28 protein-coding genes are annotated in these 25,729 nt (G+C 53.6%); 20 read left to right on the forward strand and 8 right to left on the reverse strand.

Features of this window, described 5'->3' with window-relative positions:
* Nucleotides 1–11 precede the first annotated feature (11 nt).
* Entirely contained in the window at nucleotides 12–404 is a 393-nt protein-coding gene (locus JNUCC32_RS02880) for a DUF1499 domain-containing protein (RefSeq protein ID WP_006211699.1), read from the forward strand.
* Nucleotides 405–476: 72 nt separating this feature from the next.
* Here JNUCC32_RS02880 and tpx read toward each other — a convergent pair whose 3' ends face one another.
* Nucleotides 477–995 carry a thiol peroxidase gene (gene tpx / locus JNUCC32_RS02885; protein ID WP_009594784.1) on the reverse strand — a complete coding sequence of 173 codons (519 nt, stop codon included), beginning with the start codon at nucleotides 993–995 and terminating at the stop codon, nucleotides 477–479.
* A 122-nt stretch (nucleotides 996–1,117) separates the two neighbouring features.
* Between tpx and JNUCC32_RS02890 the strand changes: the two genes are divergently transcribed.
* Together JNUCC32_RS02890 and JNUCC32_RS02895 are read left to right on the forward strand one after the other, a co-directional pair.
* Complete coding sequence (locus JNUCC32_RS02890) at nucleotides 1,118–1,732, forward strand: rhomboid family intramembrane serine protease (RefSeq protein ID WP_096776054.1); 615 nt, start codon at nucleotides 1,118–1,120, stop codon at nucleotides 1,730–1,732.
* Between the two features lie 91 nt (nucleotides 1,733–1,823).
* On the forward strand, nucleotides 1,824–2,744 hold the full coding sequence (locus tag JNUCC32_RS02895; RefSeq protein ID WP_009594790.1) for a glutamate biosynthesis transcriptional regulator GltC: 921 nt from the start codon (nucleotides 1,824–1,826) through the stop codon (nucleotides 2,742–2,744).
* A 134-nt stretch (nucleotides 2,745–2,878) separates the two neighbouring features.
* Here JNUCC32_RS02895 and JNUCC32_RS02900 read toward each other — a convergent pair whose 3' ends face one another.
* Both JNUCC32_RS02900 and JNUCC32_RS02905 read right to left on the reverse strand, forming a co-directional pair.
* The gene (locus JNUCC32_RS02900; RefSeq protein WP_009594846.1) at nucleotides 2,879–3,559 is read right to left on the reverse strand and encodes a zinc metallopeptidase; all 681 of its coding nucleotides are present in this window, start codon (nucleotides 3,557–3,559) and stop codon (nucleotides 2,879–2,881) included.
* Between the two features lie 43 nt (nucleotides 3,560–3,602).
* On the reverse strand, nucleotides 3,603–4,052 hold the full coding sequence (locus tag JNUCC32_RS02905) for a MerR family transcriptional regulator (protein WP_009594823.1): 450 nt from the start codon (nucleotides 4,050–4,052) through the stop codon (nucleotides 3,603–3,605).
* 316 nt (nucleotides 4,053–4,368) lie between these two features.
* On the opposite strand from JNUCC32_RS02905, the gene JNUCC32_RS02910 reads away from it, so the two are divergent.
* The 3 genes from JNUCC32_RS02910 to JNUCC32_RS02920 are packed head-to-tail and all read left to right on the forward strand — an operon-like array spanning nucleotide 4,369 to nucleotide 7,676.
* On the forward strand, nucleotides 4,369–5,808 hold the full coding sequence (locus JNUCC32_RS02910) for an ammonium transporter (RefSeq protein ID WP_096776053.1): 1,440 nt from the start codon (nucleotides 4,369–4,371) through the stop codon (nucleotides 5,806–5,808).
* A gap of 51 nt (nucleotides 5,809–5,859) precedes the next feature.
* Complete coding sequence (locus JNUCC32_RS02915; RefSeq protein WP_192571032.1) at nucleotides 5,860–6,939, forward strand: DUF294 nucleotidyltransferase-like domain-containing protein; 1,080 nt, start codon at nucleotides 5,860–5,862, stop codon at nucleotides 6,937–6,939.
* Entirely contained in the window at nucleotides 6,936–7,676 is a 741-nt protein-coding gene (locus JNUCC32_RS02920; RefSeq protein ID WP_015736691.1) for a 3'-5' exonuclease, read from the forward strand. The genes JNUCC32_RS02915 and JNUCC32_RS02920 overlap by 4 nt, the downstream gene beginning before the upstream one ends.
* Before the next feature lie 36 nt (nucleotides 7,677–7,712).
* Here the strand turns inward: JNUCC32_RS02920 and JNUCC32_RS02925 are convergent, their stop codons facing one another.
* The gene (locus JNUCC32_RS02925; RefSeq protein ID WP_192571033.1) at nucleotides 7,713–8,246 is read right to left on the reverse strand and encodes a M67 family metallopeptidase; all 534 of its coding nucleotides are present in this window, start codon (nucleotides 8,244–8,246) and stop codon (nucleotides 7,713–7,715) included.
* A gap of 164 nt (nucleotides 8,247–8,410) precedes the next feature.
* On the opposite strand from JNUCC32_RS02925, the gene JNUCC32_RS02930 reads away from it, so the two are divergent.
* Nucleotides 8,411–8,962, forward strand: coding sequence for a TlpA family protein disulfide reductase (locus tag JNUCC32_RS02930; protein ID WP_096776051.1), 552 nt, complete (start codon nucleotides 8,411–8,413; stop codon nucleotides 8,960–8,962).
* Nucleotides 8,963–9,052: 90 nt separating this feature from the next.
* Here the strand turns inward: JNUCC32_RS02930 and cimA are convergent, their stop codons facing one another.
* Nucleotides 9,053–10,669 carry a citramalate synthase gene (gene cimA / locus JNUCC32_RS02935; RefSeq protein ID WP_015736688.1) on the reverse strand — a complete coding sequence of 539 codons (1,617 nt, stop codon included), beginning with the start codon at nucleotides 10,667–10,669 and terminating at the stop codon, nucleotides 9,053–9,055.
* A 352-nt stretch (nucleotides 10,670–11,021) separates the two neighbouring features.
* On the opposite strand from cimA, the gene JNUCC32_RS02940 reads away from it, so the two are divergent.
* The 3 genes from JNUCC32_RS02940 (at nucleotide 11,022) to JNUCC32_RS02950 (ending at nucleotide 14,342) form a co-directional block, all read left to right on the forward strand.
* The gene (locus JNUCC32_RS02940; RefSeq protein WP_096776050.1) at nucleotides 11,022–12,344 is read left to right on the forward strand and encodes a DNA polymerase IV; all 1,323 of its coding nucleotides are present in this window, start codon (nucleotides 11,022–11,024) and stop codon (nucleotides 12,342–12,344) included.
* A 187-nt stretch (nucleotides 12,345–12,531) separates the two neighbouring features.
* Nucleotides 12,532–12,771: a ferredoxin gene (locus tag JNUCC32_RS02945; RefSeq protein ID WP_009594795.1), complete on the forward strand. Its 240-nt coding sequence runs from the start codon at nucleotides 12,532–12,534 to the stop codon at nucleotides 12,769–12,771.
* A gap of 167 nt (nucleotides 12,772–12,938) precedes the next feature.
* Entirely contained in the window at nucleotides 12,939–14,342 is a 1,404-nt protein-coding gene (locus tag JNUCC32_RS02950) for a L,D-transpeptidase (RefSeq protein ID WP_192571034.1), read from the forward strand.
* Here JNUCC32_RS02950 and JNUCC32_RS02955 read toward each other — a convergent pair.
* Nucleotides 14,339–14,476, reverse strand: coding sequence for a hypothetical protein (locus tag JNUCC32_RS02955; protein ID WP_015736685.1), 138 nt, complete (start codon nucleotides 14,474–14,476; stop codon nucleotides 14,339–14,341). The genes JNUCC32_RS02950 and JNUCC32_RS02955 overlap by 4 nt on opposite strands.
* 195 nt (nucleotides 14,477–14,671) lie before the next feature.
* On the opposite strand from JNUCC32_RS02955, the gene JNUCC32_RS02960 reads away from it, so the two are divergent.
* The 3 genes from JNUCC32_RS02960 to JNUCC32_RS02970 are packed head-to-tail and all read left to right on the forward strand — an operon-like array spanning nucleotide 14,672 to nucleotide 17,037.
* On the forward strand, nucleotides 14,672–15,766 hold the full coding sequence (locus JNUCC32_RS02960) for a quinone-dependent dihydroorotate dehydrogenase (protein ID WP_175320810.1): 1,095 nt from the start codon (nucleotides 14,672–14,674) through the stop codon (nucleotides 15,764–15,766).
* Between the two features lie 25 nt (nucleotides 15,767–15,791).
* A complete protein-coding gene (locus JNUCC32_RS02965) occupies nucleotides 15,792–16,604 on the forward strand; it encodes a GTP diphosphokinase (protein ID WP_096776046.1) in 813 nt (270 codons plus the stop codon).
* Complete coding sequence (locus JNUCC32_RS02970; protein WP_090909553.1) at nucleotides 16,594–17,037, forward strand: DUF309 domain-containing protein; 444 nt, start codon at nucleotides 16,594–16,596, stop codon at nucleotides 17,035–17,037. The genes JNUCC32_RS02965 and JNUCC32_RS02970 overlap by 11 nt, the downstream gene beginning before the upstream one ends.
* A gap of 88 nt (nucleotides 17,038–17,125) precedes the next feature.
* Here the strand turns inward: JNUCC32_RS02970 and JNUCC32_RS02975 are convergent, their stop codons facing one another.
* Both JNUCC32_RS02975 and JNUCC32_RS02980 read right to left on the reverse strand, forming a co-directional pair.
* On the reverse strand, nucleotides 17,126–17,581 hold the full coding sequence (locus JNUCC32_RS02975) for a PCYCGC motif-containing (lipo)protein (RefSeq protein WP_090909435.1): 456 nt from the start codon (nucleotides 17,579–17,581) through the stop codon (nucleotides 17,126–17,128).
* On the reverse strand, nucleotides 17,578–18,105 hold the full coding sequence (locus JNUCC32_RS02980; RefSeq protein WP_096776045.1) for a thioredoxin family protein: 528 nt from the start codon (nucleotides 18,103–18,105) through the stop codon (nucleotides 17,578–17,580). Before JNUCC32_RS02980 ends, JNUCC32_RS02975 begins: the two co-directional genes overlap by 4 nt.
* 159 nt (nucleotides 18,106–18,264) lie before the next feature.
* On the opposite strand from JNUCC32_RS02980, the gene JNUCC32_RS02985 reads away from it, so the two are divergent.
* The 7 genes from JNUCC32_RS02985 to JNUCC32_RS03015 all read left to right on the forward strand — a co-directional run bounded on the left by JNUCC32_RS02985 (nucleotide 18,265) and on the right by JNUCC32_RS03015 (nucleotide 25,693).
* Entirely contained in the window at nucleotides 18,265–19,869 is a 1,605-nt protein-coding gene (locus JNUCC32_RS02985) for an RsmB/NOP family class I SAM-dependent RNA methyltransferase (RefSeq protein WP_192571035.1), read from the forward strand.
* Nucleotides 19,866–20,627 (forward strand): pseudouridine synthase, encoded by a 762-nt coding sequence (locus JNUCC32_RS02990; RefSeq protein WP_096776043.1) that lies wholly within the window; start codon nucleotides 19,866–19,868, stop codon nucleotides 20,625–20,627. The genes JNUCC32_RS02985 and JNUCC32_RS02990 overlap by 4 nt, the downstream gene beginning before the upstream one ends.
* A gap of 30 nt (nucleotides 20,628–20,657) precedes the next feature.
* Nucleotides 20,658–21,458, forward strand: a complete 801-nt coding sequence (locus JNUCC32_RS02995; protein ID WP_015736678.1) for a Cof-type HAD-IIB family hydrolase — start codon at nucleotides 20,658–20,660, stop codon at nucleotides 21,456–21,458.
* A 253-nt stretch (nucleotides 21,459–21,711) separates the two neighbouring features.
* Complete coding sequence (locus JNUCC32_RS03000) at nucleotides 21,712–22,926, forward strand: ABC transporter substrate-binding protein (RefSeq protein ID WP_192571036.1); 1,215 nt, start codon at nucleotides 21,712–21,714, stop codon at nucleotides 22,924–22,926.
* Nucleotides 22,927–22,974: 48 nt separating this feature from the next.
* Entirely contained in the window at nucleotides 22,975–24,045 is a 1,071-nt protein-coding gene (locus JNUCC32_RS03005) for an ABC transporter substrate-binding protein (RefSeq protein ID WP_192571037.1), read from the forward strand.
* Between the two features lie 9 nt (nucleotides 24,046–24,054).
* Nucleotides 24,055–24,927 carry an alpha/beta hydrolase gene (locus JNUCC32_RS03010; protein WP_192571038.1) on the forward strand — a complete coding sequence of 291 codons (873 nt, stop codon included), beginning with the start codon at nucleotides 24,055–24,057 and terminating at the stop codon, nucleotides 24,925–24,927.
* Nucleotides 24,908–25,693, forward strand: a complete 786-nt coding sequence (locus JNUCC32_RS03015) for a 2,3-dihydro-2,3-dihydroxybenzoate dehydrogenase (RefSeq protein ID WP_192571039.1) — start codon at nucleotides 24,908–24,910, stop codon at nucleotides 25,691–25,693. The genes JNUCC32_RS03010 and JNUCC32_RS03015 overlap by 20 nt, the downstream gene beginning before the upstream one ends.
* Nucleotides 25,694–25,729 lie beyond the last annotated feature (36 nt).

Raw genomic sequence — 25,729 nt, forward strand, 5'->3', positions numbered from 1 at the left:
AGGAACGGTCTTTGTCATTAAAACGAGTTCTAATCGGTATCGTGCGCAGCTATGACGGCACAAGCGACCGTGCTAAAGATCCCAAGTTGAAGACGCGTTATTACAATCTTTCAAAAGAAAAGTGTTTTGAAGAGGTTTCCTCGACACTGAAAAAAATTCCGGGTTACAAAGTTCTGCATGAGGTAAAATCCGTGGGAGAAATCACGTTAGAGAAAAGAACCTCCTTTGGACGTACACTGGACATTACCGTATCCGTGCTCGGCATCAGTCCGGTTCGCAGCGCAGTTGACATGTATTCGGCATCCCGCGGTTCCCTTGGGGATCTGGGGGCGAACTACCGGGTCATCTTGAACCTGTACGCTGTACTGGACAAAAAACTGAGCAAGTATAAAGTGGATGCTTAGTAGAATAAGAAAAAGCGGGAGAGCTGCTCTCCCGCTTTTTAAAGGTGTGCCGCATATGTAGCCTTCGGCGTGTTAACGCAGAGATTTCACGGCATCGATGGCAGCTTCGTAATTCGGGTGCTCCGTCATTTCGCCAAGGTATTCTACGTAGGTGATGGTATCGTTAGCATCCACGACGAAGATCGAACGCATGTCGAGCTGAAACTCCTTGATGAGCACGCCATACGCTTCACCGAAAGAACGCGATTTATAGTCGGACAGCGTAATGACCCGGTCAACGCCTGCAGCTCCGCACCAGCGGGCCTGGGCGAACGGAAGGTCGGCACTGATCGTAAGGATCACGACATCGTCGCCAAGTCCGGCGGCCTCTTCGTTGAAACGGCGCGTCTGTGCGTCGCATACCCCGGTGTCGAGGGAAGGAACGACGCTGATCAGCTTGATTTTACCTGCATAATCTTTAAGAGATACGTCTTCGAGCAGGTTCTTGCTCACGGTAAAATCCGGCGCGGCATCACCAGCCTTGAGCTGTGGTCCGATGAGTGTAATAGGATTGCCCTTGAAAGTGGCAGCTCCTGAACGTTCTTGAGCCATGAGAAATCTCCTCCTTGGATATCAAAGTTTGGTGATCAGGTTCATGGTACATTATAATCTTTTTAAAAAGGGAATGTCCACTAAAGGGCACCCCTGGCCTGGTTTAGGATGAGGAGGATGCTATGATATTCGTACGTTATGAGAATTGGAAAAGTTATTTGCGTTATTATCCCGTTACATCGCTGCTGCTTGTGATCAACCTGGTGATGTTTGTAATCACATCCTTTGACGGCGGTTCGAGGAATCCGATGACGCTGCTGAAATATGGAGCTTTGTCGGATTTGCCGCAGTTCGTCGACCAGGCATGGAGATATTTTACGGCGATGTTCCTCCATAACGGATTTGACCATTTGTTGTTCAACAGCTTCGCACTGCTGGTATTCGTTCCCCCGCTGGAGAGAATCATGGGGAGCTGGAAATTTGCCATTCTATATCTGCTCAGCGGTGTTCTCGGTAATGTAATCGGATTGGCTTATTATGAGCGCATGGAGGACTATACCTTCCTTGTAGGCGCCTCAGGAGCCATATACGGAGCTTATGGCGCTTATCTGTACATCGCCTTGTTCCAGCAGCATGTCATTGATGAGTCGTCCCGCAAGACGCTGTTCACCCTGCTTATATTGGGGATCTTGTTCTCGTTTACCCCAGGGGTCAGCCTTGTAGCCCATGTCGGCGGATTGGTAGGCGGATTTTTCCTCTACGGTCTCATGATTCGATTATTCAAACGTCGAACATAATCGGACCTAAGAGGGTCTGTTATAATAGAATTGGATGATTTGGATAAAGTCTTCAAGTCTTCTAGGGAATAAGAATGGAGCGATAAAAGGCGTGGAATTACGACAGTTGCAATACTTTGTAAAGGTTGCGCAAAAGGAACACGTTACCCAAGCGGCAGAAGAGCTTCATGTGGCTCAGTCGGCCGTCAGCCGTCAAATACATCAGTTGGAAGAAGAACTGGGTGTTAATTTGTTCATGCAAAAAGGCCGGAATCTGCAGTTAACCCCGGTAGGCCAGCTTTTTTGCAAACGGGTGGAGAGCATTATGAAGGATTTGGACCGTGCGGTCGTCGAGATACATGAATTCCTGGACCCGGAGCAAGGGGAAATCCGTATCGGTTTCCCTCACAGCCTGGGCATACATTTGATTCCGTCCATCGTGGCTGAATTTCGGAAGAAGTACCCGAACGTGAAGTTCCGGTTTAAGCAGGGCATGTTCCCGACTTTGATCCGGGACGTCGTCGGGGCTGAAGTGGATTTGGCGTTTGTGTCTCCGTTTCCGGATCGCCACGATCAAGTGGACGGAGATATCGTGTTGACAGAGGAGCTGTTTGCGATCCTGCCGCCGAATCACCCGCTTGCGGGGGAGCAGTCCATCAAGCTGGAGCAATTGAAGGAGGAACGCTTTGTGCTGTTCAGCAAGGGCTACTCCTTGCGCCCGATTGTATGGCATGCCTGCCTGGAGGCCGGGTTCACGCCGAAAATTGCTTTTGAAGGCGAGGAGACGGATACGATCCGCGGGCTGGTTGCTGCCGGCATGGGGGTCAGCCTGCTACCTGAAATGGCGCTGTTCCAGACGAATCCGCTTCAACCGGCACGCGTCCGAATCTCGGAGCCGAAGGTAACGCGTTCCATCGGTCTGATTCACCGCGCGGACGAGAAGCTGCCACCGGTTGCGCAAGCCTTCCGTGCGTTTCTGCTTCAATATTTTGGCATTGATCCGTCGCCGAAAAAGGAAGAGAAAGCGGAATGACGCTTCTCTTCTTCTAAGAGTCTAGAATTCAAGATGGACATCATCAAGTGATTATAAAAAAAGAGGGCTTTCCGTCTCCGCCAATCAAGGTAGAGAGGAAAGCCCTTTATCGTTGTTCTTCATGTCAAACGGGTTTATTCGCGGTTGCTCGTAAAGATCATGATGTAACGGATCAGCTCGAGCAGCGAGATCAAAGCTGCAGCGACGTAGGTCAGGGCCGCAGCGTTCAATACCTTAGCGACTCCGCGTTCTTCGTCATTGGCAATATAGCCTTCTTGAACCATCAGCTGACGGGCACGGTTGCTTGCGTTAAACTCGACCGGCAGCGTGACAAGCTGGAAGGCAACGGCGCAAGAGAAGAAGATAATGCCGAGGCCGACCAGGTTCATGGCTTGGAACAGGAATCCGGCAATCAAGAGAAACGGAGCGATTCCGGATGCAAAGTTAACGACCGGGAACATCTTGTGACGGGCTACGAGCATCGGATAGTGCTCCGCATGCTGGATCGCATGGCCTACCTCGTGACAAGCGACGGAGACGGCCGAGATGGTACGTTCGTAATAAACAGGCTCCGACAACCGGACTACGCGTTTGGTCGGGTCATAGTGGTCAGAGAGCGTGCCTGGCACCGGTTCAATCGGTACGTCATGGAGTCCGTTGGCATCCAGCATATGACGCGCTGCATCGTATCCGGTCATGCCGGTGCTGTTTTCAACCTTGGCCCATTTGTTGAACGTGCCTTTGACCCGGAACTGAGCCCAGAGAGAGAATATAAACGCAATAATAATGAGTATAAACATCCAGTCAGAATACATTTATCATACCCCCATACAAAGTTGTCAATTTGGTGTTGCATCATTACATCGAAGTGAACTGGTTCAGCAAAATTTGCAGCGACTCGATACAGGCAGCTCCCTTAGGAAGAATGTTAGCGAGCACCTCCCGTGCTTGACTGGGTTTTAATTCGCTTAGAAGCGGGTTGAGCTCCTTGACATCCCGTTCCAGCTGTTTCATCTGTATTTCGAGTTTGGTTAGCTTCTCCGTCATTTCGGAATCATCGGCAACCGACTTCCAGCGATCCAGTCTCTCCTTAATCTCATCGAGAGTATATTTCTCTTGCTTCAACTGATTAATACGTTCGAGAGTGCTTAAGGTTTCAGAACTGTACAGCCGGTAGTTTTTTAACGTCCGTTTTTCAGGGGAGATCAAACCCAGCTTCGTATAGTAGTCAATGGTTCTTTCGCTGATTCCGGCAGCCTTGGCCAGCTCACCGATCCGGAAAAGGTTTCCGCTCGTGATCCCCATCATTCATCACCTCGCAAGCCTTCATTGAATTGGACATTAATGAATGCATTTATATTTTCATTTTAATAGAAATATGATACATGATCTTCAACCATACAGTCAAACGTCATAGTTGTGACAAAAAACCTTGAAGCCTAGTTTATTCTGCACTGAGCATCATGTTAAACGATTTGCACTGTATGCACTTAATGTTAGATTATATTACATAAAGGAAGTTTTTTTTGAAAAAAACCGTTGCGGATTTTTAATCTCCCCCCTATAATGACAATAAGAATTCAAGGTTATGTTATATTAGTTAACACAAAGGGGAGTGTAAAACATGAAAAAAAGATGGCTAGGTTTAATGGCGGGAGTAATCGCTCTACTCGCATTCCCGGCGAGCGCGTTCGCCGCTGATGGGGGAGCCACGAACGTTGAATTGACGGCTGGTCTGAACTCCGTATTCGTATTCTTGGCAGCGCTGCTCGTATTTTTCATGCAAGCAGGGTTCGCTCTGCTGGAGGCCGGTTCGGTACGCATGAAAAATGCGGGACACGTCGCAGGCAAGACCTTTCTGACCTTCGGCATTTCGATCGTAGCCTTCTGGGCGCTAGGGTTTGGTCTAGCCTTCGGTAACGGCAACAGCTTTTTCGGATTTGAAGGCTTTTTCTTAAGCGGAGACAATGCAGCAGGCTCATTTGATTCCTTGTCCGCATACGATGTGCCGACGACCATCATGTTCCTGTTCCATCTGTCCTTTGCGGCCGTATCCTTGGCGATCGCTTGCGGCGGTATGGCAGAACGGGCAAAGCTCAGCGTTTATATCGTGTTTGGATTGCTGTTCACCATCGTGATTTACCCGATCGTTGCTCACTGGGTTTGGGGCGGCGGCTGGCTCGGCGCTCTGGGCATGCAGGACTTTGCCGGATCGACGGTCGTTCACTTGACAGGCGCAACAGCAGCACTGGTGGCTACCATTCTTCTGAAGCCTCGACTTGGCAAATATAATAAAGACGGGAAGCCTAACAGCATACCGGGTCATAATCAAGTTTTATCCGTACTCGGCGTATTCATCATCTGGATCGGCTGGTTCGGGTTTAACCCGGGCAGCACCATCTCGGCACTCACAGACGGTTTCTTCGGTTTCGTGGCATTGAATACGAATATCGCGGCAGCGGCAGGCGCACTGGCCGCATTGCTGATCTCTTGGGCGGTTCTTGGCAAAGCGGATATTCCTAGCATGCTGAACGGTATTCTCGCTGCATTCGTTGCCATCACAGGCGCTTGTGCTTTCGTGGAGCCTTGGGCGGCCGTTGTGATCGGCGCCGTAGCGGGTACGATTACGTTCTTTACGGCGCAATGGTTTGACCGCAAAGGTATCGATGATCCTGTATATGCATTCTCCGTACACGGCATTGCCGGTATGTGGGGTGCCGTGTCCACCGGATTGTTCGCGGCTCCTAGGCTTGTTGAAATCACCGGCGTAGGCAAGGAAGGGTTGTTCTACGGCGGGGGCTTCGGCCAGCTCGGCGTTCAGCTTCTGGGTCTGATCGGCACGTTTGCATTCGTTCTGGTGATCTCGTTCATCATTCTGTATATCATGAAAGTTACGATGGGCATCCGCGTAACGGAGGAAGAGGAATTGATGGGTCTTGATATCAGTGAACATGGAACCTACGGATATCCGGAGCAAATGAAACTTTTGGTGGAATCGGAAGGGAAATCTCCAGAGTTTCGTTCCGGAAGCAAGGCGGTTCCCGGTAGCGACACGGCTTTATAAGAAGCTCACCATTATCATTGTTCATGAAACAAGTCAGAAGGAGGCCGCGGCATGAAACCTCTGAAATCCGTAAATCTGTTTCCGGCATTGTCGGAAATTCGGAAAGCAGCAACAGCCCAGCAATTACGAGATGAACGGATCGCTTGTCAGAACCAGCTCATCGAGATGCGCAGTAACATGGAGCTGAGAGAGTGGATCGCATCCGTGAATACGATGCACGATCTGATTGGACAGCGTGCCGCGGCAATCTGTGAGCAGGACATGTGGGAGGCTGGCTTTGGCCGGCCTCCTGCGCGTTATGCGTTCGTAGCTTTTGGCAGCTGCGGAAGGCAGGAAGCTACGCTGTGGAGCGATCAGGACAACGGTTTGATCATTGGCGATGAGCTGGAAGAGGAGGCGCTCCCCTTCTTTCGGGAATTTGGGTTTCGGCTGGCGAATCTGCTGGAATATCTCGGGTACCCGAAATGCTCCGGAAAAGTGATGTGTTCCGAGCCATTATGGAGCAAGCGGCTTGGCGATTGGAAGAATCAGATCAGCGAATGGTGCGGAGACCGGCAGTGGGAACCGATACGAAACTTCATTATTGCTTCGGACCTGCGCCATATATCGGGCGATACCGAGCTTTCGGAGGCGTGGGTGGACCATTTCCGCAGCTCCGTCGAGCAGCATCCGGACATCGGCCATGCCGTGCTGCGAAATACGGTCAAGCATAAGGCAACGCTGAATGTCATGGGGCGAATCGTGACGGAGCGGTTTGGAGAGCATGCCGGCGAGTTTGACGTGAAGTATGGCGTTTATATTCCGCTGGTGAACAGCATACGCACCATGGCGCTGCAGCGGGGCATCATCGAAACCTCGACGCAAAAACGCATGGAAAAGGTGATGCTGCTTGAAGGCGGGAATCTGCTGCTGGAAAGCGTGCAGCGCGCTTTTTTGACGGCGCTTCGGTTGAGAAACGATACGCCCATTCGAGTGGAGGACGGGCTGATTACGAGCAGCGGGTATATCCCGCAGGAGCAGCTCAAGAACAAAACCATGCAGTACGAGCTTCGCGATACGCTTGGAGTGGTGAGACGGGTGCACCGATCATTGCAGCGCGAGCATCGTTTTGCGGAGAGGAGAAGCCCATGACTGAACCGGTACAATCGAACGGCGGTTTCTGGAGATCGCTTCGTTCGGGTAACATCAATTCCGCCATCGCCTCCATGCGCGGGGCGCAGACGGCCCAGCAATTGGCATTCATCCGATCCCAGATGAAGGATAACCGGAGGCCGGAGGTTCTGGGCACCCCGCTGGACGAGCTGGAGGTTGTCGTGTTCGATCTGGAGACGACGGGGTTCAACCATCAGCACGGCGATGAAATACTGTCTTTCGGTGCGATCCGGGTCATCGGGGAGCAGGTGATCGAGAATGAAACCTTTCATATGATCGTGAACAGCGGTGCCCCGGTGTCTCCATTCATTGCCGAGCTTACGGGTATCACGCAGCAAATGGTTGATGCAGCCCCGCCTTTAATGGAGGGGCTGCATGATTTCATGGCCTTTATAGGGGGGAGGGTGCTTGTTGCCCATGCCGCCGCGCATGACCGGGGTTTCTTGAACGCCGCCTTGTGGAAGACCTCCAAGGTTCGATTAACGCATCGGCTGCTCGATACGATGATGCTCGCGCAGAGGTTATATCCCGAACAGAAGGATTACAGTCTGGATGAGCTGCTGCGAAGCAGCGGCATTCCGGTGGAGGGAAGGCACCATGCTCTGTCCGATGCGCGCATGACCGCCCGGCTGTGGGCCGATTACATGAAAGACATTCAGGCGCGCGGCCAGGCTACCACGCTAGGAGATTTATACGTCTATCTAAGCGAGGGGTAGCATTGGGATTGGAGATTGGAGGTGTCCGCCAGTTCGTCATTCCTTTAGAATTGCAAAAGGGACCGGGGCAAGGGAATAAAATGCCCTTCCCGGAAGCGACTTGGAGCTTGGCGGCAGCTGGCTGAAGGATTCGCGTTCTTCCTCACTCCGGATAATTTTGTAGGCATGGAGCTGCAATGCGTTTAAGCCGGAGGCGCCGGGAACTGCAGGAGAAGCAATAGCATACACCCGGAGCAACCCGCCGAAGGATTGGAGCTGAAGCAGATCCTCGCCCGAGGGGTCAGGCGTGGTATGCGGGTGACTGTGAAATAAACCGACGATGCCTTTTTCAGCCAATACCAAGCGAGTCCACTGAACGGGGTCCAGATGAAAAGAATGCAGCGGAAATTCCGCTGTATTTTTTACGGGAATAAATTGCGTAACGGTTATGGACTCGCTTGCTTCATCGGCATGCCCGATAAGGACGCCGCAAGCTTCCTCCGGCAAACGATGATGCATATGGTCCGACATATGCTCTTTGACGGCCTCGCGCAGCAGAAGCCGCTCTAGGGACGCGTGAGACGGGTTCATGTATAAGCCTCCTGGATCATATAATTGGTCCGATCTTATGATGGCGTCGATCGCGTGTTTGAAAGATCGGGGTTTCAGGGTACAATAGGGACTATAAGTGCGTGTTCAAAAGCGGACTTTTTGAACAACCTCTATAACTAAGTTTAGCAAAGGAACCTATACCTATGAAACGTAACATCATCATTATCGTCCTGCTTCTTATCGCAGCAGGCGCTGTTGTCTATAATCAAGCCGGCGACGATATCCAGGCCGTCTTCATGCAGGAGAAGCCGCTTCCGACGGAGACGGGGGCCAAAGCCGGCCTGCTTGCCCCGACCTTTACCTTGAAGGGGATGGACGATAAGTCCTATTCCGGCGGCGGAGCGCGCGATAAGGCAATGCTTGTCAATTTCTGGGCATCCTGGTGCGAGCCGTGCAAGCAGGAGGCGCCGGAGCTCGACAAGTTGGCTGCAGAGTATGCAAGTGAGCTCGAAATCTACGGCGTGAACGTGTCCAAGTATGACAATGCGAAGAAAGCGCGTCAATTTGTTCAGGATTTTAACCTTCAATACCCGATCCTTCTCGATACGAAAGGAGAAGTGTTCGAGGAGCTGTATAAAGGGCAGGTTTTCCCGACCAACGTGCTGATCGATCGTAACGGCGTGATTCAGGAAATCATTCTGGGCGCTCCCGATCCCAAGGATCTTCGTAAAAAGGTGGCCAAGCTGATAAATTAATCGTTTGCTTAGCCAGCTGACAAAACCAAAAAAAGCGCGGCCGCCATGTCTTGAACATGGTGGATACGCGCTTTTTATATTGGACATAACCTAATGATTTACCAAGCCTTGCCTTGCCGCAGACTCATGCACTTGCTCCGGGGAAATCTGGCCGAGCAGCGCATAACGCATACTGTCCACCAGCGCTTCCCAGCTGGCCTCGATGACATTGCTGGATACCCCGACAGTGTTCCAGGCATTCTCGAAGTTCTTGGATTCGATCAGAACCCGGACCTTGGCTGCCGTTGCATCCTTGTCATCCAGCACCCGCACCTTATAGTCGGCAAGATGCATTTCCTTGAGCGTCGGGAAGTATTGGACCAGCGCTTTACGCAGCGCATTATCGAGCGCATTGACCGGACCGTTGCCTTCCGCAGCGGTATAAATGCTCTCGCCGGCGACGTTGACTTTGACGAAGGCTTCGGAGACGACCGGCTGTCCGGCCGACTTCTCGACCAGCATTTTGAAGGATTCGAAGGTAAACAGCTCCTTGAGCTCTCCGTTCGCTTCCCGAAGAAGCAGCTCCAGGGAAGCGTCTGCGCCTTCGAATTGATAACCTTCATGCTCGAGATCCTTGATCTTACCGATAATATGCTTGGATTGCTCGCTTGCCGGATCAAAGTCAAGCCCCATGTCCTGCGCCTTCGATACGATATTGCTCTGCCCCGCGAGCTCGGAGACCAGCACGCGCTGTTTGTTTCCGACCTTCTCCGGTTCGATATGCTCGTACGTTCTGGAATCGCGCAGGATCGCCGAAACGTGGATGCCCCCCTTATGGGCGAAGGCGGCGTTGCCGACATACGGCTGGTTAACCGGCATGTTAACGTTGGCGATTTCGCTGATATACCGTGCGGTATTCGTCAGCGTGCGGAGGTTGTCGTCACCGATGCACTCATACCCGAGCTTCAGCTGCAGATTCGGAATGATGGAGCACAGGTTGGCGTTCCCGCATCGTTCCCCGTATCCGTTCATCGTTCCCTGCACGTGCCGGACACCGGCCTGCACGGCGCTTAGGGTGTTGGCAACGGCAAGCTCGCAGTCGTTGTGGGTATGAATGCCGAGCGGAGCGCCAGGCAATGGACCCGTCAGCGACGTGACAATGTCCGAAATCTCGTGCGGGAGACTACCGCCGTTCGTATCGCACATGACAAGCCAGTCGGCGCCTGCTTCCCGTGCCTTGGACAATACGGCAACAGCATATTCCGGATTGTTCTTGAAACCGTCAAAAAAGTGCTCGGCATCAAAAATGACCTCGAGGCCTTTCCGCTTCAGGAAAGCGATGGAATCATAAATCATGGCCAAATTCTCTTCGAGTGTCGTTTGAAGCGCCGTATGGACGTGGAAGTCCCAAGACTTCCCGACCAAGGTAGCGGCAGAAACGCCGGATTCCAGAATGCGAAGCAGATTGGCATCCTGGTCGGCAATGGAACCTTTGCGCCGGGTGCTGCCAAAAGCGGTTACTTTTGAGGTTAAGCCGAGATCCTGGACTCTTTTGAAAAATTCGATGTCCTTGCTGTTGCTTCCCGGGATACCGCCTTCAATATAATGAACACCAAGAGCATCGAGCTTCTTGGCGATTTTGACCTTGTCGTCCGCTGACAAGCTGATTCCTTCGCCCTGGGTTCCGTCGCGAAGTGTCGTATCAAAGATGGAAATGGACTTAGACATGATGTCCTCCTTTGGGTGTCCGGGATTGGACCGCATTGTTTATAATTTTGTATTATAGCATTTCTTTGCGGGAAAGTAACAGAGTAAAACAAACTTTTCCCGCAAGGGGCCCATCCATGACCCTTGCGAAGGCGGACGGTATGCTGGAGGCGTTAAATCGGGGCCAGCCGTGCGTACATGATTTGCTTCGCGGACAAGATCATACAGGCATCGATCTCTAAAAACGGTATAATGGAAGAGGCACCATTTGCCTCAAGTACCGTAACCATCATTCAGACCGAACCTTAAATAATAGGGCTGCCCTATTCCCTATAAATTATGAAGAACCGTACCGAGAAAGAAGGAATGCTGCGTGGGACCTATCGACGATTATTATCCGGCCAGCGGCCGCGTTATCCTGCATGTGGATATGAATGCTTTTTACTGCTCCGTGCATGAGGCGGAGGAGCCGGAGCTCTATCGTGGCAAAGCCACGGCCGTCGCAGGCAGCATCGAGCTGCGCAAAGGCGTCATCGTCACCTGCTCCTACGCGGCGAGGTCGCTGGGGATCCGCACCGGCATGAACGTGAGGCAGGCGCTGCGAATCTACCCTGACCTGATGATCATCCAGCCGGATTTCCATCTGTACCGCAAGTATTCCAATGCATTCATGAACATAGCTTATGCTTATACGCCGCTGCTGGAAGCGACTTCGATCGATGAATGTTACCTGGATATTACCGGCTCGAAGCAGTTCGGCACCCCTCTGGATATCGCTCGGGAAATCCAGGAGCGCATCCGCGAGGAGCTGTCGCTTCCGTGCTCGGTCGGCATTGCTCCCAATAAATTGCTGGCCAAGATGGCCTCGGACATGAAAAAGCCCAACGGGCTGTCCGTGCTGCGAATTCGGGACGTCCCGCAGGTGCTTTGGAACAAACCCTGCGCGGAGCTGTTCGGCATTGGGAGCAAGACGGCCGACAAGCTGCGCAAGCTGAACATCCAGACCATTGGGCAGCTGGCTGCCGCCGACGAAAGCCTGCTGACCTCGACCTTTGGCGTGATGGGGTCATGGATGAAACGAGCGGCCAGCGGCATCGATCATGCCCCGGTCGTCGCGGAGCGGGAACAAAGCAAGTCCATCGGACACACGACCACGCTCCCGCAGGATGTTACCTCGGCTGAGGAGGCCAGAAGGGTGCTGCTGAACTTAAGCGATCAGGTAGCGCGCCGCCTCCGCAGGCAGGGCTTGGTGACCAGCGGCATTCAAATTACGCTGCGCACGCCGGACATGAAGACGATCACCAGGTCGAGGCATCTTGCCATCCCGACGGAAAATACCGAGGACATCTACCGGGAAGCGTGCGAGCTGTATAACCGGCATTGGAAGCAGGACAAGCCGCTCCGTCTGCTCGGCGTCACGCTGCAGCAGCTCACGGCGAAGGAGGAATCCGCCATTCAGCTGGACCTGTTCGACTACGAGAAGCAGCCCAAGAAAGAGTCGCTGACCCGGGTGATGGACGAGCTGCGCAATAAATTCGGCGAGAGCGCGGTACTGACCGCCGGCATGCTGGGCGATGACCCATCGTCCTTAATCCGCAATCATAAGCGGAGAGGTACTTCTTTACAGATGGATTTTGTAAGGGAACTGGGGAACGATAATAAAAATACCGATCGTCAGGACCGAGATCGCGATTAGCCGTTTTTGTTCGTCACAGAACAGCTCATTGGCCTGCAAGTACAGCCGATTTTTGTCGGAAAATGTTAGGAAATTTATTTGTATTCCTAAAACAATTGTATTAATATATGTAGATGGTGGCGGCAGAACCGTCAGCTTATACTATGTTTATAAAGATGTTTATAGATATACAGGAGGAAGAGAGACTATGGCGAAGTTTACTTGGGTAGATAAAGATACCTGCATCGCATGCGGCGCATGCGGCGCAACGGCACCCGACATTTACGATTACGACGACGAAGGCCTGGCAGAAGTTATTTTCGACGGGGACAACAACCGCGGGGTAACGGAAATTCCGGAAGATATGCATGACGACATGCTGGATGCTTGCGACGGCTGCCCAACAGATTCAATTCGGATTGCAGACGAGCCGTTTAACGCAGAATAACAAATTCCGCTCGATCCCTGATATTCCATCTTGAACTCATACCGACGTCCTCTGCCCGACTAAGGCAGGGGGCGTTTTTTCATATCCGGGGACTCATACATAATCGGAGCGTTTATTCCGATATACAGGATAATAGAGGTAAAAATGTCATTATAGGAGGCTCTCGAATGAACAATTCGCTGTACCTCAAAAGATATGTGGAGACGCATCCTGATAATAAAATGGCCTGGTACCTGCTGGGCAAGGAGTATGAGCAGGCCGGCGAGCAGGGCAAGGCGAACTACTGCTACAACAAAGCCGAAGGGGTCTACGAAGCCTTTGAGCTGAGTCAGGTCCCTTCCGACATATGGAAAAATTACGAGCAGCGCTTATTGGAGATGGAGAAGGACAAAGAGCGCAAGCGAAAGAGGACCCGGCGTTTGCTAGCGGCGCTGGTGCTGCTCCTGCTGGTTTTCCTTCCGCCCGCCCAGGCGCCGGGCTCCGCTACAGGGAATGTTGCGGAAGTTTTGTTCCCGCCGCATGAGCCGGCGTCCGCCAATGCGCTCAACAAAGAGAAGCCGGATTCGCGCAAGGAACCGCTGTACACAGCCGTTGCTTCCGGCCAAGGCAAGGACTCCGCGGGTCCGCTGTCCTCATTGCTTCAGCATCCGCAGCAGCTGCCGAATTGGTCGGTTGCGCTGGGGATGAAGCGTTCGGGCAAATGGCTGCTGTGGAGCCGGGACATGGAACGGTTATACGGTCTGCATCGGAATGATCAAGGCGCGATCGCTATTCAGCCTTACGAGGGAGCAGCCGAAGAGTGCGATTGCGAGCCTGCGGACAGTTCGAGGCTTAAGCGGAGCGCGGGGCAGTGGGCCGATCTGCAGGTAGAGACGGCCGTTCTGCAGGAAGCGGCCAAACAGTATAAGGCTCGGCACGGCCGCCTGCCCAAAAGCTTGGATGAATTGACGCAACCGTTCCCGAGCAATTGGCTGTCCGGCCGCTCGAAAGCGATGGAGCAGATGTTCGAAACGTTAATGCGGCAGCAATCCCAAGGAACTGGCGGTCAGGGGCAACCGGGGCAGCCGGGGAACAGCTTGGAGGAACCTGGATATTGGGGGACTTCGCCGGACGGTGATCCCTTTTTCGAACAGCCGCTTCAGGTCATCATTGACCGGAAACGGCATCGGCTGGCCGTCGTAAGCGGCGGCATCCTGCTGCGTAATTATGCGGTCGGGCTCGGCGGAGCGAAAACGCCGCTGGGTGATTTTCATATCAACGATAAGGTAGTCAATCCGAACGGAACCACGAAGGGTCCCTACGGCACGCGGGGAATGCAGCTTTCCGATACGCTGTACGCGATACATGGGACGCTGGACGTGGACAGCATCGGCGCGAACGAATCCGAGGGCTGTATCCGTATGCTGACTGAGGATGTGGAGGAGCTGTTTGACCTGGTTCCGATGGGAACCGTCGTGAAAATAAGGGAAGGGGTCCTGCCCGAGGACCTGTGGACGCCGAAAGAGCGTTTTAAGCTCAAGCATACCCAGGGTCAGACCAACCCGGGCAAGGTGTATCACTGGCTGGATTAAGGCTGGGCGATCACAATCAGAACGATAATCAGGATAATCAGAAGAGCGATGCCGGAGCTGATCCATAGTATGGCCTTCTTATTAACCTCTTCTTTTTTCTGCTGCAAGGTCGGAGGCTTACGTTTGGCTGACATGTCTTTCCCCTCTTTCTCTCATGATCGTGAAATGATTTGTGCAATCTTCCTTTATTGTAAGGGGTTTGTCCTAAAATTGCCATATCGCTTTCAAGCCGGGACGATCGCTCAGTTTATGCCGAAGAACTTTCTTTTTGAGGAAGAAACGGATAAACTGAAGGATAGAGAAATAACTGGATGAGAGGAAGAGTGGATGTGCTGTACCGCAACATAGGCAAACCTATATTTTTTAGACTGGACCCCGAAAAAGCCCACCACCTTGTGGTTGGCGGCCTTGGACGTGCCTCCGGCGTGGTCGGCGCAGACGCTGTCATGCGGGGGATGTACGGTGTAAACGAAACGCCGGATTTGGCAGTGGACCTGTTCGGGCTTCATTTCCCGACGCCGGTCGGACTTGCCGCCGGATTGGACAAAAACGCTCACGCCGTCAAAGGCTTCTCCTCCATCGGCTTCGGATTTATGGAAGTAGGCACGGTAACCCCGAAGGGACAACCGGGCAATGAACAGCCGCGATTGTTCCGGCTTCCTCCGGATGAGGCGCTCATCAACCGGATGGGCTTCAATAACGAAGGGGCCGAGGCCATGGCCAAAAGGCTGTCCGCACTCAAGGAACGCCGCATTCCGGTTGCCGTCAACATCGGGAAGAACAAGGCGACGCCAAACGAGAAAGCCAACGATGATTATGAAGCTTGCATTCAAGCTTTATTTCCGTATGGCGACTTTTTTGTTGTCAACATCAGCTCGCCGAACACGCCGGATTTGCGCAGCCTTCAGCATGGAAGCGAATTGTCATCCCTGCTGGAAGCCGTCATGAACGAAATGTCGCGGCAGGCGAAGATCCATGGGGGCGAGAAGGCCGTTCTGGTGAAGATTGCGCCGGACGTGAGCGATGAGGAGCTGGAATTCATGGTGGATACGATCAGCGCCAGCGGCGTTTCCGGCATTATCGCCACGAATACGACGCTTTCGCGGGACGGCCTGACGCACAGCAACGCCAAGGAAACCGGAGGCCTGAGCGGCAAGCCGCTGCGGAACCGCTCGACGGAGATCGTGTCGCGGATCTACAAGCAAACCGGCGGTTCGCTTCCGATTATCGGATCCGGCGGAATTTTTACGGCAAGGGACGCTTATGACAAAATACGCGCAGGCGCTAGCCTGGTGGAAATTTATACAGCACTTATCTATGAAGGGCCAGAGGTGAACCGCAAGCTTCATTCCGGTCTCCGGGAGCTGCTTGCACGGGATGGCTTCAGCCATATTTCCGAAGCCGTCGGCGCTAATCATCGGTAAAGGGGTAAAGACAGGAGGCAAGGCGATGGACGTTAGAGACTGGGGGACATTTTTGCTTCCGTATGAGCAGACCGTTGAGGAATTGAAGGTCAAATTCAAGACGATGCGTGCCGAACTGAAAAAAAGGGAGGAATACGCACCCATCGAATTCGTAACGGGTCGGGTCAAACGGATTTCGAGCATACTGGACAAGGCGAAACGCCTCAATGTGCCGATGGACCAGTTGGAAACCGGGATTGAGGATATCGCAGGCATTCGCATTATGTGTCAATTCGTGGAGGATATTCGGCGGGTGGCCGAATATATCCGGGCGCGGAAAGACCTGACTGTGCTATACGAGAAGGATTACATTACCAATTTCAAAGAGAGCGGCTATCGGAGCTTTCATATGATCATTGAATATCCGGTGCAAACGGCTTTGGGGCAAAAGAAGGTGCTTGCCGAAATTCAGATCCGCACGCTGGCCATGAACTTCTGGGCTACAATTGAGCATTCCCTTAGCTACAAGTACCGTGAAAGCCTGCCGGATGACATTCGGGCGCGGCTGAAGAAGGCCGGAGAAGCGGCCAATACGCTGGATACGGAAATGTCGAGCATCCGTGAGGATATTTTGGAGGCGCAGCGGCAGTTCGAGGACGATTCCAATATTACGACGCAGGTGCTGAACGCGATACACAAGCTGTACTTTTTCCATCTGGTCAATGAAGCGATCGCATTCCAGAGCCGCTTTAATGCGATATGGCAGGATCATGACATGGATGAGATGAAGGTGCTTCTGGACGAAGTGAAGGAGCTGTTGGCGGCAGCCAAGAAGAAAGTAAATGAAGATGAGCTATGAGCCGCTATATGTCGCTTACCTCGTCTATTTCAACCGGGACCGGGATTACTTCGAATGCCATGAGGTGTTAGAGGAGTTGTGGCTGGAGCGGGATCGCGATCCCAGGTACAAGGGGCTGCTGCAAGTGGCCGTCGGGCTCTTTCACTTCCGGAACAACAACGTACGAGGAGCATACAAGATGTTCACAAGCGCCGCCTCCCGGCTCGAAAGCTATCCCCGTGATGAACTCGGGATCTCGATGGGGAAGCTGGTAGGCGAGGTGCGGGACTACGCCAAGCAGCTGTTATCGTATGACGTTCATCCGTTCCCCTATAGGGATCTGACGATCGAAATTGGGGATACGGAGCTGAAGCGGGCGGTTTTGTTGGCATCGGAGCGGATCAAGCCGAACATTCCGCAGCGGCGCAAGCCGGAGCGGGCACATGCCAAGTAGCGCCGAGAGAATAAGTAAAAAAAGAGCTGCCCGTCTGTAGAAGGATCTACTGTGGGCAGCTCTTTTTTTTGTATGATCATGCGATGGATCAGGACTCGGTGCCTTTATATTTGTCATCGATGAACTGTTTGATTTCCTCGACGGATTTTCCTTCGTCATGGAGCCGTTTTGCATCCTGCAGCTCGGTCAGGCAGATGCCGCACTGGGCACCATGGTCCGTCCATTTGACTTCGCCGTCCTTGCTCTCGGCGATGAAGCAGCGGTGAAGGGAATCATGATAGCCGGTCTCCTCGTCCATGCAGCCGCAGTAGCACTTGATTTCCTTGATAATGTCCTCAAGTTCTCCGACCGTGGCATAGGTTGCTTGCGTATTGTCGGTGTAATTGGACAGAAACTCCGGCATCACCGTCAGGCTGGCCGTGGTCTCGTATCGTTCGGAAGCGGCGCCGTGCTGATGGCTTGCAGCGGATTCTTTGCCGCCGCATGCGGTCAGCAGCATGCCCGATATGACGAAGGTAAAGAGAATGGCGCGGGTGCGGTTCATTTCGTCACGCTCCCTTTGTATTTATCCAGGAATTGCTTGAAGTCGTCGATGGAGTAGCCTTCGCTGGAACCTTCCGGTTTCAATCCGCCGACCATGCGTTCCTTCTCTATGCCGTTCTCGAAGTATACGAGCGTCGGGGTGAACTCGATGTTGTATTCTCTCCAGCCCTCCTGATACTCGCGGAGATTGTACTGGTGCATCGTAATGCCGGCGTCATCGGCCAATGGCATCAATTCCGGGGTCGTCGCCCGGCAGTGCGGACAATCGGAAGCAAAGAAGTACACGAAAAAGTTCTCTTTGTTGTCGACCTTGCTCTTCAGCTGATCCGGCAAAATGATTTGCTGGTAATTCGGATCATTAAGGAGCTCCTGTGTAGCCGGGTTCAGGCTGGAGACCTTCTTGCCGCCGTATAAATCGCTTGCTTCTCCTTGACCGTTCAAGAAAACGAGTGCGGCAACCAACAGTACGAAGACTCCCCCGAAGGCGTATAACGCGGTGTATTTATTCTTTTTTTTGCGGTTCATGGATCCACCCCCTAATGAGTAATATAAACAAGGACTTGTCCTTTTTAATGTAGTTTATTATACAATATTAAAAGTCGCAGCGGAACATGCGAAAGTTCGCTTCGGCTGTGCGAACATACACTTCAAACCGATACGATACAGAACAGGTAGGTACTTAGTATGGCATTACGTCTGCCTTCGCCGTTTCTGGCGAAGATGAAATCGCTGCTCGGCGAAAACTATGACAATTTTATGAAGTCTTATGAACACCCCCCGTTTGCCGGCATCCGGGTGAACACGCTGAAGATCGGCAAGTCCGATTTCTTGGAAATATCCCCCTTTGCCCTTGCGCCCATCCCCTGGTGTCCAACCGGTTACTATATTCAGGAGGGGGAGCGCCCGGGGCGGCACCCTTACTATCATGCAGGGCTTTATTATATCCAGGAGCCGAGCGCCATGGCTCCCGTCGAGCTGCTTGATGTTACGCCGGGCGACCGGGTACTGGATTTGTGCGCCGCTCCCGGGGGCAAATCCACGCAGATTGCGGCGAAGCTGAAGGGGCAGGGGATGCTGATCAGCAATGATCTGCATCCGGACCGCACCAAAGCGCTGGCCAAAAATTTGGAGATGTACGGCGTGCGGAATGCCGTGGTGCTGAATGAGGAGCCGGAGCGGATTGCCGGGGCTTTTCCCGAATTTTTCACGAAAATATTGATTGATGCTCCATGCTCCGGCGAAGGGATGTTCCGCAAAGACGAATCCATGCTGAAGTACTGGGAGGAATCGTCTCCGCTCAAGTTTGCGGAGATGCAGCGGGACATCCTGAAATCGGCGGCAGCCATGCTCTGCCCGGGAGGCCGGCTCGTGTATTCTACCTGCACCTTCTCTCCGGAAGAGAATGAAGGGATGATTGCGGAGTTTCTGAGCGAACATCCGGATTTTCGCGTGGTTCCGGTGGATCATTCGGAATTCTTTTCCCCGGGAGAAACGGACTGGATGGCGGGCCAAGGGAACGTGAAGGACGATGTGCTGGGACAGCTAGCCGGCACCGCTCGATTGTGGCCGCATAAGGTCAGAGGCGAAGGGCATTTCATGGCCGTGCTTCAGCGGGAAGGTAAGCTGGACCTCCGGGAGGCCGAGAAAGACCAAGCTCCTTGGATCCAGACAGGCAGCCTGAACCACGGTTCGCTTGCTGTCTCCCCGCGGGCCGACTCATCCCGAGAGCGTAAAGGGAAATCCGCTCTCCGGGAAGAGCGGCCGGGAAAACCCGGGAGGGGCAGCAACGGGGCTTCGCGTCAGCAGGCATCCCGCCGAAGCGGGGGAGATCGTCAATCCAATCCGATTTCGATCGACCCGTTCCAGGCCTTTATCCAAGAGCAGCTGCACGTAAAGCTGCAGGGATATCCCGTTGTCTACGGCAGCCATGTGTACGTATCGCCACTGCCGGAGGAGCGTCTGAAGCAGCTGAAGGCCATCCGTCCCGGATGGTATATGGGACAGCTGAAGAATGAACGATTCGTGCCGGGGCATCCTTTGGCCACGGCGCTGCAAGCGGATGAGGCCGCCCGGCATGTGAGCCTGTCTTCCCAGGACGGCGAAGCGGTCCGGTATTTGAAAGGGGAAACCTTGTCGATTCCGAAGGAACGCGTGACGTGCCGGCCGGGTGCTGAAGCGAAGGGTTATGTGTTAGTGTGTATAGACGGATACTCGGCCGGCTGGGGCAAATGGCAGTCAGGCATGTTGAAGAACGAGTATCCGGCAGGGTGGAGGTGGACATCGGTATGAGTGGCAAAGGCAGGACTACGCAAAGACTGGACAAGGTGCTGTCCAATCTAGGATTCGGCTCGCGGGCCGAATTAAAGAAAAAAGCGAAGCAGGGGAGCATCGTCGTCAACGGAACGGTAACGAAGGATCCGGGAAAACATGTGGATCCCTACGCGGATATCATTGAGTTTGAAGGGGAAACCATTCAATACCGGGAGTACGTGTATCTCATGCTGCACAAACCTCCGGGCGTCGTCTCGGCAACCGAGGATCTGCGCGATCGTACGGTGCTGGATCTGCTGGATGCGGAATATCGGGTCTTTGAGCCGTTTCCGGTGGGCAGGCTGGATAAAGACACGGAAGGACTGCTGCTGCTTACGAATGACGGCAAATTGGCCCATGAGCTGCTGTCGCCCCGGAAGCATATTCCCAAGACTTATGAAGCGACCGTAGAGGGCCGCGTGGACGAAGAGGATGTGCGTCGGTTTGCCGCAGGAGTCACATTGGATGACGGATACGTAACCTTGCCCGGAGAGCTGGCGATCCATTCCCATGAGGAACGGGACGACGGAGTCTCGCTGTCGCGCATCTCGCTGACCATCCATGAAGGCAAATTTCATCAGGTCAAGCGGATGTTTGAGGCGGTAGGCAAAAAAGTCGTGTATCTCAAAAGAATCAGCATGGGCGAACTTCGATTGGATGAAAATCTCGAGATCGGAACTTACCGGGAGCTGACCGAGCAAGAACTGGCTTTGATCGGAAGAGCCGGATCAGAATAGAGAAATAGAGACTTAAAGGATGGATGGAGAATGGGATACAAATTGGTCGCGCTTGACGTAGACGGAACGCTGCTGAATGATCATCACGAAATTACGGAGAAGACCAGGAACACCGTGATGGAAGCCGCAAAACAAGGGGTAGAGATCGTACTGTGCACGGGCAGAGGGCCGCTGAATTCGATTCCTTTCATGAAAAGCATGGGTCTCGGCGGTTATGTCATCAGTCATAACGGCGCGGCAACGGTCGAAGTGGAGACCCATCACATCGTGCATCAGTTCGGCATGGACCCGGGTCAGCTGGAACCCTTCATGAAATATTGCCGTGAGCACGGGGTGCATTTTGACGTGAATACCGCCTTCGAGATGTACGTGGACCAGGTGGATGAGCTTGCCGGACCGGTACGTTCGATGTACGAAAACTATTTGATGCTGCCAAGCAATCTGCCGTCATGGGAGGAGCTGTCGGACCCGGTCGTGAAATTTACGGTATTCGGCGAATCCGCCGATATCGACCGCGTCTATGCGGATTGGAGCAAGTGGACCCTGCCCTTCAACATGCTGCGAAGCGGCGAGTTCTTTATCGACCTGATGCACAGCCAAGCATCCAAGGGAAATGCGCTGAAGCAGCTGGCAGCCAAAAGAGGCTATCGGCCGGACGAAGTGCTGGCCATCGGCAATTACTTCAACGATATTACGATGCTCACTTACGCGGGCATGGGCATTGCGATGGATAATTCGCCGGTAGAGGTCAAGGCCGCCGCCAATGCGGTAACGGCTTCGAATAACGAGGACGGCGTACACGAAGCGCTGGTGAAATACTGCTTGTCGTAAAAATTGAATACTGCAGAAGCGAGAACCCGCCATGGGACACTTGAAAAAGTGCCCGAAGGCGGGTTTTTTGCGTGAATGGGAGCCGGTTAACCGCATTCTCTAAGAAGATGAAGACAAGCATATCCTTCCAGATTTGGATTGACACGATAGAAGCATCATGCTATTTTTATAAATGAAAATGATAATCATTATCATTTATAAAATCTGAAACCCCACGCCTGCATATCGTTTTATCGAAAAAAGGAGGCAGCTCATGCATACGGAAGAAGAGCAGATCATAGATAACGCATCGGATTCGGATCGCAGCGGAAAAACCAGCCTGGTGGAGATCAAGGAGTACATCGACAGCCATTATCACGAGGCGTTAACCATTGGCAGACTGGCCGGAATGGCTAATATCTGTCCCAAGTATTTCGTAGACCTGTTCAAGAAGACATTCGGCCAGACCACGATTGATTACCTGACGCATGTTCGCATGAATCACGCCAAGCGTTACTTGGCCGAATCGGACGATCGGCTTCGGGATATCGCACAGAAGGTTGGTTATAAGGACGAGTTCTATTTCAGCCGGATATTCAAGAAGAAGGTGGGCATGTCGCCGTCGGAATATGCCCGAAATTCGAGGCAGCTGATCGCGGCCTGTTCTTCTGCGATCATCGGGCAGCTGGTGGCGCTGAACGTCATTCCAGCCGCCGCGCCGCTTGATGCGAAGTGGACCCCGTTTTATTACAATGCCTACAATTCGGAGATCAAGTCCCGCTTGAAATTGACGAACCCTTATCCGGACAGCCGCTTTGAGGAGAATATCGAGCAGCTGTTCCGCGCCAAACCCGACGTCATTATCGGCATGGATCATCTGGGTGAAGAGGAAATCGCCAAGCTGGAGCCTATCGCCCCCACCTTCATTGTTCCGTCCCATGCAGGGTGGAAGAAGCAGCTGGAGCTGATCGCGGCATTCCTGAACAAGGAAGAACAAGCACAGTTCTGGATCGGACAGTATGAGCGGAAAGTGGCGCGGGCACGCTCGCGAATGCAGGAAGTGGTGGGGAATGATCGTGTTGCCGCGCTGCGGATATATGGGCAAAATCTCTATTCCTACGGTAACCGGGGGCTTGAGGAAGTGCTGTTTCAGGATTTGCAGCTCAAGGGAGCTTGCCGATCTGATGCCAGCCGGAATCAGCAGATAACGATGGATGATTTGCTGCGGTGCGATCCGGACCGGATTCTGATCGCGGTATGCCCGGAAGCCGCATCGCGGCGCTATTGGCTCGCGCTCCAGCATTCCGCCGAGTGGCATAGGCTTCGAGCCGTCGCTCAAGGAAGGGTCTATACGATCTCGTCCGATCCTTGGTTCGAATACTCCGCGCTTGCCGTGACGAGAATGCTGGACGAGGCGATGCTGCTGTTTACAGGAGATAGTCCAAACGGAGTTCTGGATAAAAGCCATGGTGAATCGTTTGCTACGTAATATATACTCGTCTTAATTGAGAATCATTATCACAGGAGGAGATACATTGTGGCAAAACGTTTCAATCGTGGAAAGAGAATTTGGAGGATCAATATAGCGGCACTTGCGTGTTGTGCCGTCATCATAGGCTTGCTGTCAGGCTGTGGGGATAAGGCGGAGACCGAGGTGCCTGGTGGCGATCAGGAGGCAGTGAAGACCGCAGCGGTGGAGACGTCCGGCAAAGCAGGGAGCAGCCAAGCGTCGACGGAGGAACCAGGGACGAACCGTGAGGAGACGTCCACGAAGGAGGAACGTACGGTAACGGATGAGCTTGGGCACGAAGTGAGGATTCCGGCTGAGGTGAACAAGGTGTTTGCGCCGAACATGGAAGATTCCTTGCTGAAGCTCGGCGTGAAGCCCGTTGCCCAATGGGCCAACGGCAAGCAAGGACACTCTTATTTGCAGGAGGAGCTGGACGGCATTCCCCTGATCGATTTTTCGGGAGGCTTGCCTTCGCCGGAGGCCCTGATGTCCTACGAACCGGATCTTATCGTGCTTCACACGGAGACTTACGCGGCGGACGGCACCTATGAAAAATACGCCAAAATCGCGCCGACGTACGTATTCAAAAATGCTTCCGGGAATGTCGAGAAATCGCTGACCACCCTGGGCGATCTGCTCGGGAAGGCGCCGGAGGCCGAGACCGCCTTGAAAAATTATCAGCAAAAAGCAAGCGAAGCGAAGGCGAAGCTGAGTTCCGTGGTGGGGGACAAGAACGTGGCCATTATCCGTTTCGCACCCAGAGGAGTCAGTTTGATGGGCGGAAATTACCTGTGCGGATATGTCATCCATCAGGACCTGGGACTGGGCAAGTCCAAGCTGGTCGAGAACGAGAATGCAGCTAACCTATCCCTGGAAATACTCCCGCAGCTCGATGCGGACTATATATTCGTCATCAACGCCTATGATCAAGGAACGGAACGCATGAAGGAAATGACGGAAAGCCCGATCTGGAAAGGCATGCCCGCGGTCAAGAACGGTCAGGTCTATGAAGCCGATAACGAATACTGGCTGGGAAGCGGCCTGATCGCTTACGAGAAAATCGTGGATGACGTCGTTCGCTCCATTACGGGTCAATAGGAGGAACATATGAGCCATCATACGACTTCCGTAGACATGATGAGGCGCAGCGTGGTGTTGACCCGTGCGGAGCATTGGGGGATGCGCTCGAGGGGCGGGCGCCACTATCGAATCATAACGGCACAGCCGACGGGACCGGCCCCGCCGTCCGGATATCCGGTCATCTATTTACTGGACGGCAACAGCGTGTTTCACACGATGGTCGAGACGCTGCGCCTGCAGTGCCACAGGCCGGACAAAACCGGGATATTGCCGGCTGTCGTTGTAGGCATCGGTTACGAGACGGAGGGGCAGTATGCTTCGGACCGGTTCTATGATTACACGCCCTATCCAAACACGAAGTTCAGGAACAAGCTGGACGGGGATTCCGTGCCGGAGCAGGGGGGAGCGGCTGAGTTTCTGCAGTTCATCGAGGAGGAGCTGAAACCGCAGATCGAGGGCGAGTTCAACATTGACCGGCATCGCCAGACGATATTCGGCCATTCCCTCGGCGGGCTGTTCACGCTCTATGCCATGTTCAGCAAACCGCAGGCGTTCTCGTGTTACATCGCCGGCAGCCCTTCTATTCACTGGAATTCGGAGTATTTACGCGAGCTGGAGCAGCGCTATGCCGATCAGGTCAAGGAACAACCTTATCCTGTCCGGCTGCTGCTTGGCGCAGGAGAGCTCGAAAGGCCCCATGTCACCGGCAATTGCATCCGCGCATCTGAGCTCGCCGAACGTCTGGCTGTTCTGTCCGAGTATGGCATGCATGCCGAATTCAAGGAGTTTGAGGGGGAAGGGCATCTATCCGTGCTGCCAGTCCTCATCAGCAGAGCATTACGGTTTGCCCTTCACCCTGAACATGAAGGAGATGATCACCATGGAGAGCGCAGGCATTAGAGGGAAAGTAGCGCTCGTGACCGGTGCCGCCCAAGGAATAGGCGAAGCGGTGGCACGGGCCCTTGCCCGGCAAGGAGCCGTTGTAGCGGCCTGCGACCGAAAGGAGGCCGAGCTGCTCCGCCTTGCGGCCGACCTATCCGGATCAGGCGTTCATGCCGCGGCTTACAAGACGGATGTGAGCCGCAGTGCCGAGGTTGAAGCGATGGTCGAACGGGTTGAGGATGAGCTCGGACCGATCGAGATTCTCGTCAACGTTGCGGGAGTGCTGCGGGTCGGCGGGGTCGAGTCGCTTACCGACGAGGATTGGCAGGCCCACTTCAACGTCAATACCCACGGCGTATTCTACACCTCGCGCTCCGTCGTGAGACGCATGGCGAGCCGTCATTCCGGAGCTATCGTGACGGTAGGCTCGAATGCGTCCAAGGTTCCGCGGTCCCAAATGTCGGCCTACGCCGCCTCCAAGGCGGCGTCCACGATGTTTACGAAATGCCTGGGGCTCGAATATGCCCGCCACCATATCCGCTGTAACGTGGTTTCCCCGGGCTCTACGGATACCGAAATGCAGCGTTTGTTATGGAAGGATGAACATGGTGCAAGGCCCATTATCGAGGGGGCGCCGGACTCCTTCCGCCTCGGCATACCGCTTGGCAAAATCGCAATCCCTTCGGACATTGCGGATGCGGTCATTTTCCTTGTATCCGATCGGGCCGGGCACATGACGATGCAGGACGTATGCGTGGATGGCGGCGCGACGTTGGGATGCTGAGCATTTACGGGTTTTCATGCTTGATGATTTTCTAAA

The organism is Paenibacillus sp. JNUCC32 (genome assembly GCF_014863545.1).
Taxonomy (GTDB): domain Bacteria; phylum Bacillota; class Bacilli; order Paenibacillales; family Paenibacillaceae; genus Paenibacillus_AQ; species Paenibacillus_AQ lautus_A.